Annotated in this window: 1 protein-coding gene; it reads right to left on the bottom strand. The window is 38.6% G+C overall.

Going from position 1 to position 1,273, the window contains the following annotated elements; all coding sequences use genetic code 11:
- The coding region (locus MWU84_RS23880) for an alkene reductase (protein ID WP_246906512.1) at positions 1–875 on the bottom strand (875 nt) is incomplete at its 3' end.
- Between the last annotated feature and the right edge of the window lie 398 nt (positions 876–1,273).

Below are 1,273 nucleotides of genomic sequence, written 5' to 3'. Positions count from 1 at the left end.
ATAGTACCGTTAAAGTTATCTCCGATAATTTTCCAGATTTCTGTTGCAAATTCGGGGGCGGACATGGCTGCACGTTGGTCTGCAATGTGGATATAGGCAATACCCATCTTTGATAGTTCCTGGGCCAAATAAGTATATACTTCTGTGATTTCAGGATAGTCGCCGGACATTCCGTGAAGGACACTATATGGGGAAAACCGTATACCAACTTTGTCAGCCCCAATCGCATCAACTACCTTTTGTGTAGTTTCTAAGGTGAACTTTGCTCTATTTTTAAAATTTCCACCGTATTCATCAGTTCGTTGATTTGTTCCTGGGTCTAAGAATTGATCCAATAAATAACCATTTGCACTATGCACTTCTACACCATCAATACCAGCTTCAATAAGTTTGGTCGCAGCGTTTACAAATTCATTTTGAGCCTGTTTAATGTCAGCAAGTGACATTTCTTTTGGAACATCATGCGGTTGCATACCCTCCTGATCGGTGTACATTTCCATTGATGTTAAGGGTATAGGTGAAGGTGCTACAGTTCTGCCTCCTTTAGGAAAATTTAGAGATGCTGAAACGCGTCCTGTATGGAAAAGCTGTACAAAGAACTTCCCCCCTTTGGCGTGTACACCTTCGGCAATATTTTTCCACCCTTCAATTTGCTGGGGGGTATAAGCTGATGGAATTCGAGGATATCCGGTTCCATTGGCTGAAACACCGGTAGCTTCAGAAAGAATTAGGCCAGCGTCTGCTCGCTGCGAATAATATTCTTTCATTAAGTCGTTTGGAATATTGTTGACGGCCCTACTTCTTGTCATAGGAGCCATAACAATTTTGTTCTTTAATTCTAATCCTGATAATGTAAATGGTTCAAAAACTTGCATTGTTATTTTATTTAAATAATTAATTATAAACCGTCCGTTTCTTTAAAAAATGATCTTAGGTAATCATGATTAGGTTGCGAGCGGTGGTATCTTTTTCAAGAATATCTGTGCTCCTCCTATGTCGCGGATAAACTTGAATACTAACGTAAAGTCCAAGATGTAAATTGGCTTTTGGGAAATGTGATATGGAAATCTGAAATTGCACAATACAATCTTTTGATCTCATGTCTAAAGAATGTACTCAACACTTTTTCATGATAAAACGCTAAACAACACACTCAGGAGTTGGTGGTCATCCCAGACAGTAAGAAACTTCAATATTTTAAAAATTGCAGAAAAGGACAGATAGCAAATTCAAGTCCAAATATTTTGTAGCGAGTATTCGGAATTATTGGACA

It is taken from the genome of Arenibacter sp. F20364, from assembly GCF_023015905.1.
GTDB lineage: Bacteria > Bacteroidota > Bacteroidia > Flavobacteriales > Flavobacteriaceae > Arenibacter.
The sequence above is the reverse complement of the archived record's forward strand: the minus strand, read 5'-3'. Positions and strand labels throughout refer to the sequence as shown.